This is a genomic window from Marinobacter sp. UBA2688 (assembly GCF_002352785.1).
Classification (GTDB): domain Bacteria; phylum Pseudomonadota; class Gammaproteobacteria; order Pseudomonadales; family Oleiphilaceae; genus Marinobacter; species Marinobacter salarius.
This window is the reverse complement of the sequence record NZ_DELU01000032.1, coordinates 58,471-65,546: the sequence shown is the minus strand read 5'-3', so window position 1 is coordinate 65,546 and position 7,076 is coordinate 58,471. Positions and strand designations below refer to the sequence as shown.

6 protein-coding genes are annotated in these 7,076 nt (G+C 58.8%); 4 read left to right on the top strand and 2 right to left on the bottom strand.

Annotated elements, in window-relative coordinates; genetic code table 11:
- The first annotated feature begins 355 nt into the window (after nucleotides 1–355).
- From B3M52_RS19795 to B3M52_RS19785, 3 genes are read left to right on the top strand one after another with little or no spacing between them, the layout of a single operon-like run.
- Nucleotides 356–1,543: an acyl-CoA dehydrogenase family protein gene (locus B3M52_RS19795; RefSeq protein ID WP_075194647.1), complete on the top strand. Its 1,188-nt coding sequence runs from the start codon at nucleotides 356–358 to the stop codon at nucleotides 1,541–1,543.
- 13 nt (nucleotides 1,544–1,556) lie between these two features.
- Complete coding sequence (locus B3M52_RS19790; RefSeq protein WP_075194646.1) at nucleotides 1,557–2,705, top strand: acyl-CoA dehydrogenase family protein; 1,149 nt, start codon at nucleotides 1,557–1,559, stop codon at nucleotides 2,703–2,705.
- A gap of 29 nt (nucleotides 2,706–2,734) precedes the next feature.
- The gene (locus tag B3M52_RS19785) at nucleotides 2,735–3,508 is read left to right on the top strand and encodes an SDR family oxidoreductase (RefSeq protein ID WP_075194645.1); all 774 of its coding nucleotides are present in this window, start codon (nucleotides 2,735–2,737) and stop codon (nucleotides 3,506–3,508) included.
- An 18-nt stretch (nucleotides 3,509–3,526) separates the two neighbouring features.
- Here the strand turns inward: B3M52_RS19785 and B3M52_RS19780 are convergent, their stop codons facing one another.
- Both B3M52_RS19780 and B3M52_RS19775 read right to left on the bottom strand, forming a co-directional pair.
- On the bottom strand, nucleotides 3,527–4,492 hold the full coding sequence (locus B3M52_RS19780; RefSeq protein ID WP_075194644.1) for a threonine ammonia-lyase: 966 nt from the start codon (nucleotides 4,490–4,492) through the stop codon (nucleotides 3,527–3,529).
- A gap of 55 nt (nucleotides 4,493–4,547) precedes the next feature.
- Nucleotides 4,548–6,122 (bottom strand): flavin-containing monooxygenase, encoded by a 1,575-nt coding sequence (locus B3M52_RS19775; RefSeq protein WP_075194719.1) that lies wholly within the window; start codon nucleotides 6,120–6,122, stop codon nucleotides 4,548–4,550.
- Between the two features lie 315 nt (nucleotides 6,123–6,437).
- On the opposite strand from B3M52_RS19775, the gene B3M52_RS19770 reads away from it, so the two are divergent.
- Nucleotides 6,438–7,070, top strand: a complete 633-nt coding sequence (locus B3M52_RS19770) for a TetR family transcriptional regulator (RefSeq protein ID WP_075194643.1) — start codon at nucleotides 6,438–6,440, stop codon at nucleotides 7,068–7,070.
- The last annotated feature ends 6 nt before the right edge of the window (nucleotides 7,071–7,076 follow it).

Below are 7,076 nucleotides of genomic sequence, written 5' to 3'. Positions count from 1 at the left end.
GAGCTCCGCCATCCATGGCTCCGCACGGTTTTGGACACCCACTCCCAACGGCCACCCAGAACTTTGTGCAGAGGCAAACAGGTGCAACCGGTAAGCGCATTGCGAACGTTCGGCAAGACATTTTTTAAGCAGGCAAGAACAGACTTGAAGCGTTGGTCGGTAACGGCCTTTCAAAAATGTGCGGAGCCAGGGATGGCGGAGCCCAAGCGCACACGGACGTGTTCACAGCGTTTTTTGAAAGGCCGTTACCGACCGACGCCGCCCCGAGCTAACAGGCCCGGGCATTAAGAACTACCAGGCAACTCCAAACGCCAAAAGAACCATCAACCTCAGCCAATAGACAAAGAGGTAAAACATGGACCTGAATTACACCCCGGAACAAGAGGCCTTCCGCGCCGAAGTTCGCCAGTTCCTGGAAGACAACCTCCCGGACGACATCCGCGAGCGCGTTCAGAAACGCCTGCGCCACGATAAAGACATGACCCAGCGCTGGCAGAAAATTCTGTATGAAAAAGGCTGGGGCGCCTCCACCTGGCCGGAAGAATTCGGCGGCCCGGGCTGGAACCCGATTGAACAGATCATCTTTGAAGAAGAGTGTGCCCTCGCCGGTGCGCCACGCCAGCTCGATTTCGGCCTGCGCATGGTCGCCCCGGTGATCATGACCTTTGGCAACGACGAGCAGAAACAACGCTTTCTGCCGGGCATTCTCAGCGGCGAAGACTGGTGGTGTCAGGGCTATTCCGAGCCGGGCTCCGGCTCCGACCTCGCGTCACTACGCTGCTCCGCCAAACGCGAAGGCGATCACTACATCGTCAACGGCCAGAAAACCTGGACCACCCTTGGCCAGCACGCCGACTGGATCTTCTGTCTGGTGCGCACCAGCAACGAAGGCAAGCCGCAACAGGGCATTTCCTTCCTGCTGATCGACATGAACGATCCCGGCATCGATGTGAAGCCCATCATCATGCTGGATGGCGAGCACGAGATTAACGAAGTCTATTTCGATAACGTGAAAGTGCCCGCCGAGAACCTGATCGGCGAAGAGAATCAGGGCTGGACCTACGCCAAGTTTCTGCTGGGCCATGAGCGCACTGGTCTGGCCAATGTGGGCCAGTGGAAAGCCTTGATGAAGCGTCTAAAAGTTGTCGCCAACGAGGAACAGGACGGCCAGCGCCCGCTGATCGAGAACACCCGCTTCCGCGATCGTCTGGCGCAACTGGATATCGAGCTGCGTGCACTGGAGCTGACCGTACTTCGGGTGCTGACCGACAAGCGCGGCCCCGGCCCGCAGGCATCCATCCTGAAAATCCGTGGTACCGAGATCGGCCAGAAGCTGTTTGAACTGCTGATGGAAGCCGCCGGACAGGATGCGATCGCGCACATTCCGGACGCCCTGGAACTGGACTACAACGGCCCGCGCGCCGGGTCCATCGATGCCACTCCGGCGGCCGGTGACTACTTCAACATGCGCAAGCTGTCGATCTTTGGCGGGTCCAACGAGATCCAGCGCAACATCATCGCCCAGCTCGTGCTTGGTCTTTAAAGGAGGCGATCTTATGAATTTCGATCTTACCGACGAACAGCAAATGCTGAACGACTCGTTGCGCCGCTTTGTGACCAACGAGTACAGCTTTGAAAAGCGCAGCACCTTCATCGAATCCGGCAATGGCACCGACCCGAACACCTGGGCCGCCCTGGCGGATATGGGCCTGCTGGCGTTCACCTTCCCCGAAGCCTTTGGCGGTCTGGATGGCAACGCCGTCGACACCATGGTGGTGATGGAAAACTTCGGTCGCGGCCTGGTGGTTGAGCCCTATCTGGCTACGGTCGTTCTGGCCGGCGGGCTGATTCGTGATGTGGGCAACGACTCCCAAAAAGACGAGTACCTGACGGCGATCGCTTCCGGCGAGCGCAAGATGGCCTTTGCACATTACGAACCCGGCGCGCGCTACAACCTGAGCCAGGTACAGACCACTGCCCGCAAGGACGGCGACCACTTCATGGTCAGCGGCCAGAAAACCGCAGTCATCCATGGCGGCCAGGCGGACCAACTGGTCGTCTCTGCGCGCACCAGCGGCAACACCAATGATGAGACCGGACTGTCCCTGTTCATCGTCGATGCCAATGCCAAAGGCGTGAAAATTGACGACTACGCCGCCCATGACGGCTACCGCATCGCAGACATCAGTTTCTCCAATGTCGCCGTCAGCGCCGACAATCTTCTGGGTGAGCTGGACCAGGCGTTCCCGCACATTGAGAAAGCCACCGATCTGGGCATTGCGGCGGTCTGTGCCGAAGCCGTGGGGGCCATGGAAGCCATGAACGAAACCACGCTGGACTACATCAAAACCCGCAAGCAATTCGGTGTACCTATCGGCAAATTCCAGGTGCTTCAGCACCGCATGGCGGACATGTTTATTCAGGCAGAGCAGTCAAAATCCATGGCCATTCTGGCCGCTAGCACCGCCGATTCCGACGACCGGGCCGAGCGCCGCAATGCCCTGTCCATGGCAAAAACCCTGGTCGGTCAGGGTTCCCGCTATGTCGCACAGGAAGGTGTTCAGTTGCACGGCGGCATGGGCGTGACAGACGAAATGTTCGCGGCGCACCTGTTCAAGCGGCTGACCACCATCAACCTGCTGTTCGGCGACGCGGATCATCATCTGGCCCAGGTCAGCGACGGCCTGTTGGCCGCCAGCGCCTGAACCTTCGGACTGATAACAAGGAATCGACTATGAGCGTAAAACAACTACTGGACCTGTCCGGCAAAGTCGCCTTTATCACTGGCGGCTCCCGTGGTCTGGGCCTGCAAATGGCCGAGGCGCTGGGTGAACTGGGCGCGAAGATCGCCATCAGCGCCCGCAAACAGCACGAGCTGGACGCGGCGAAAGAACACCTGGAAAGCCAGGGCGTGACGGTGGTGACCATCGCCGCCGACCTGGGCGATCTGGAAGGTATTCCCAAGGTGGTGGATCAGGTGATCGAGCAGCTCGGCGACATCGATATTCTGGTGAACAACGCCGGCGCCACCTGGGGAGCCCCAGCGGAGGACTATCCGCCCGAGGGTTGGATGAAGGTAATGAACCTGAATGTGAACGCCAGCTTTTTCCTCACCCAGACCGTCGGCAAGCGCTGCATGATCCCGCGCAAGACCGGCAAGGTGATCAATATCGCCTCCATTGCCGGGCTATCTGGCAACCCGGAGGGCATGCAGACCATCGCCTACAACACCAGCAAGGGCGCCATGGTGAACTTCACCCGCGCCCTGGCGTCCGAATGGGGTCATTACAACATCAATGTGAACGCGCTTTGTCCAGGCTTCTTCCCGTCCAAGATGTCTCAGGGACTGTTGGATGCACAAGGCGACAAAATGCTTGAGCGTATTCCGCTCAAGCGCTTTGGTGGCGAAGAAGATCTGAAAGGTGCAGCGGTGTTGCTGGCGTCTGAAGCCGGACGACACATTACCGGGCAATGCCTGGCAGTGGATGGCGGCACGCTGGTTAGTTAAGCATGCCCCTCTCGTCTGTTAAAGGCACTGACTAACCTGCTCCGGGTCCAGGTTACCACCAGTAATAATCAGAACCGTGGCCCTGTCCGGATCAGGCGCAACCTGGTTTTCCAATAACGCCGCCAGCCCGACACTGGCACCAGGCTCTACATAGAGCCTGGCTTCAGTCAGCAGGCGACGTGTGGCTTCCCGGATAGCCGACTCGGTAACCGTCACGATCTGGTCCACCACCTGACGGGACGCGGCATAGGTGCAGTCACCGACCACTGCCGGTGCCAGGCTGGCAGCCCAGGTATCCACCGAGTCGAGGCTGGCGCTGGCATCCTGCTTGTGCCAGGCGTTAAACATGGTCGCCGCACCCTCCGGCTCCACGCCGATCAGCTCCACTTCCGGCCGCTGTGCCTTGATGGCCAGCCCCAGCCCGGAAATCAAACCGCCGCCTCCGATGGGGCACAGTATCCGATCCACATCCGACTGCTGGCGCAGCAATTCCAGGCCAACGGTGCCCTGTCCAGCCATGATGCGGACATCATTGTAAGGGTGAACCAGCGTCCGCCCCTTGTCATCCCGCAATTGATGGCACAGCGCCACCGCCTGCTGGATATTTCCGTGCACAATCACTTCGGCGCCCAGCGCCCGGGTGCGGTGAATCTTCAACGGGCTGGAACCTTCCGGCATCACCACCGTGAGCGGAACATCCTGCATGGCCGCCGCCCAGGCCAGGCCGATTGCATGATTCCCGGCGGACACCGTCACCAGGCCAGCCTCGAGTTCGTCAGCACTGGCGGTCAGCAGCCAGTTCAGTGCACCCCGAGCCTTGAAACTGCCGGTGCGCTGAAAGCTCTCACACTTCAAACCCAGCGGCTGGCCCATGGTGGCATCCAGATCAGGCACAGTCAGGAGCGGTGTTTCGCCCAGTTTCGGTCGAATGCGCTGCTCTGCTGCCTGTATTTGGGATAGGTCAGGAAGGGTTGGTTTGGTCATGGTGCGTGCTCCATTTGCTCCCATTACCAAACCATGGCCCCATTGGGGCCAGCGATCAAGTCACAACAGCCTCACCCGCTTCAACAGCCTCTGGCTCACACACATACTGCCCCGCGTCAAACCGCTTCGTCTGCTGGCGGAATTGCCAGGTGAAGCCCGGCCACAGCGTGGTGTTCTTGCCGTTCTCGTTTACATACCAGCTCTTGCAGCCGGTCTGCCACACGGAGTCGCCGAGCTTGGCGTGAATAGAGGCGTTGTATTGGCTTTGGGCGTCTTCCTTCACTTCCACGCTCTTCCAGCCGTGCTTGTCCATTTTCTTCAGGGCACCCAGCACATACTGGATCTGGCTTTCAATCATATAGACCATGGAGCTGTGGCCGAGGCCGGTATTGGGGCCCATGAGCATGAAGAAGTTGGGGAAGCCGGCAATGGCGCTACCCTTGTAGGCTTCGGCACCGCCTTTCCATGCGTCCAGCAGGTCCTGGCCGCCACGGCCATGTACCATGCCTGCGGGTATCGGGTCCTGGGCCTTGAAGCCGGTGCCATAAATGATGCAGTCCACTTCCCTCTCATGGCCGTTGTTATCCACGATCATATTGCCACGCACTTCGCGGATGCCGTCGGTCAGCACGTCGACGTTATCCTGGGCCAGCGCCGGGTAATAGTTGTTTGAGATGAGCACCCGCTTGCAGCCGAAGTGAAAGTCCGGGGTAACTTTCCTGCGCAGTTCCTTGTCCTTGATCTGGTTGCGGATATGGCGGCGTGCCTGTAATTCGCCGATTTTGAGGATTCGCGGATTGCCTACAAAGCCCAGTACCCGTGCTTCCAGCATCCAGTAGATGCTCTGGCGAAAGGCGTTCAGGGTCTGCGGGAACTTGCGGAACATCATCCTTTCCAGCGGGCGGATCTCGCGATCAGGCTTGGGCACGATCCACGGTGGAGTCCGCTGGTAGAGGTCGAGGTGAGCTGCGTCTTTGGCCACTTCCGGTACGAACTGAATGGCTGAGGCGCCGGTGCCAATCACTGCTACGCGCTTGCCCTTGAAGTCGTAGTCATGGTCCCAGTCCTGGGAGTGGAAGCTTTTGCCGGTGAAGGTGTCGATGCCTTTGATGTTGGGGTATGCCGGGGTGCTAAGGCCGCCCATGCCGGAAACCACAACATCCGCCTTGAAGGTGCTGAATTTGGGCAGGCCCTTGTCTTTGCGGTTGAGTTTGTCGCCGGGGTTCAGGCCCTTGTCCTGCATGTAGGCCCAGAGTTTGGGGCTGTCGCAGGTTTCGATGGTCCAGCTTTGGGTTTTTTCGTCAAAGCGGGCACCCGCCACGTGGGTGTTCAGGCGCACGTGTTTCATGAGGTCGTATTTTTCGGCGCAGCTTCGCAGGTAGGCCTGGATTTCTTTCTGCTGGGCGAACATGCGGGTCCAATTGGGGTTTTGTTCGAACGAGAAGGAGTAGAGGGCGGATTGGACGTCGCAGGCACAGCCGGGGTAGTGGTTTTCGTGCCAGGTGCCGCCGACGTCGTCGCTTTGTTCGAGGATGACGAAGTTGTCGTATCCGGCTTCCTTGAGTTTGATCCCCATGCCCAGGCCGGAGAATCCGGTGCCGATGATGGCGATTTTTGCTGTCTGACTCATGTTTTCCACCTCGTTGTTCGCTGGCCTTTTGGCCTTGCCTGTTGTTGTCTGTTTCGCCATGATGATTGGCGGTAGACACATGTATACCCAACAGAGTAGACAGTTGTATACTTCCAAACATCTGGATCTGGCTGTTTGGCCTCGTTTGATAACTAACTGTCCCCCAGATCAAACTTCGGGGGCTGGGGCAATTGGGAAGGCTTTTCCGAAACACGCTCGAGCACATCCATGTGGCGCTTGGGCTCCGCCATCCATGGCTCCGCACAGTTTCGGAAAAGCCTTCCCAATTACCCCTTCGAACTTTGGTGATGCTTCATGAATGTTTTAAGTGGTGGAAAACTGAAGCTGATTCAGGCGGCGCTCAGGTTGATTACCCAGAGCCGCAGCCTGACATCTCTCGGTCTCCGGGAACTGGCCCGTGAGGCCGGACTGAATCCCAATACTTTTTATCGGCACTTCAAGAATCTGGACGAGTTCGGTCTGCAGGTACTTGGGTACATTGCTGAAGACATGAAAGCCGGCGTGCGGGAGTTGCGGCGGATGGCGGAGTCGTCGGAGCAGGCGTCCCACGATACGGTGACGTTTGTTTACCACTACTTCCTGGCCAACCCGGCAGCGACGACCGTGGCGGTGCGGGAGCTTCACGGGCCGTCGGCTTTGTTGCGCAGGGCGCTTGAGGCGCAGTTGGATGCCAGCGCGCGCGAGATGGCGGAGGATATTATCGAGCGGCGGCTGGTCAGTGCTGTGCCGACGGAGACGATTCATGAGATCTCCCGCATGACCATTCGCTATATCCTTTTCAGGGCAATGGATTACATCGAGAAACCGGCGCAGCGGGCAATGATCCAACATGAAACCGAGCGGTTTATCAACCGCCAGTTTCGGGGGGCAATGCTGGATGGGCTGGCCGAAAGTGAGGTACAGGCACTGTTAGAGAAGGACCTCTAACGGGCT

Excerpts from the sequence above, each read along its gene's own strand:
- B3M52_RS19775 (WP_075194719.1), bottom strand. The coding sequence starts at position 6,122 with ATGAGTCAGACAGCAAAAATCGCCATCATCGGCACCGGATTCTCCGGC.
- B3M52_RS19780 (WP_075194644.1), bottom strand. The coding sequence starts at position 4,492 with ATGACCAAACCAACCCTTCCTGACCTATCCCAAATACAGGCAGCAGAG.
- B3M52_RS19795 (WP_075194647.1), top strand. The coding sequence starts at position 356 with ATGGACCTGAATTACACCCCGGAACAAGAGGCCTTCCGCGCCGAAGTT.
- B3M52_RS19770 (WP_075194643.1), top strand. The coding sequence starts at position 6,438 with ATGAATGTTTTAAGTGGTGGAAAACTGAAGCTGATTCAGGCGGCGCTC.
- B3M52_RS19790 (WP_075194646.1), top strand. The coding sequence starts at position 1,557 with ATGAATTTCGATCTTACCGACGAACAGCAAATGCTGAACGACTCGTTG.
- B3M52_RS19785 (WP_075194645.1), top strand. The coding sequence starts at position 2,735 with ATGAGCGTAAAACAACTACTGGACCTGTCCGGCAAAGTCGCCTTTATC.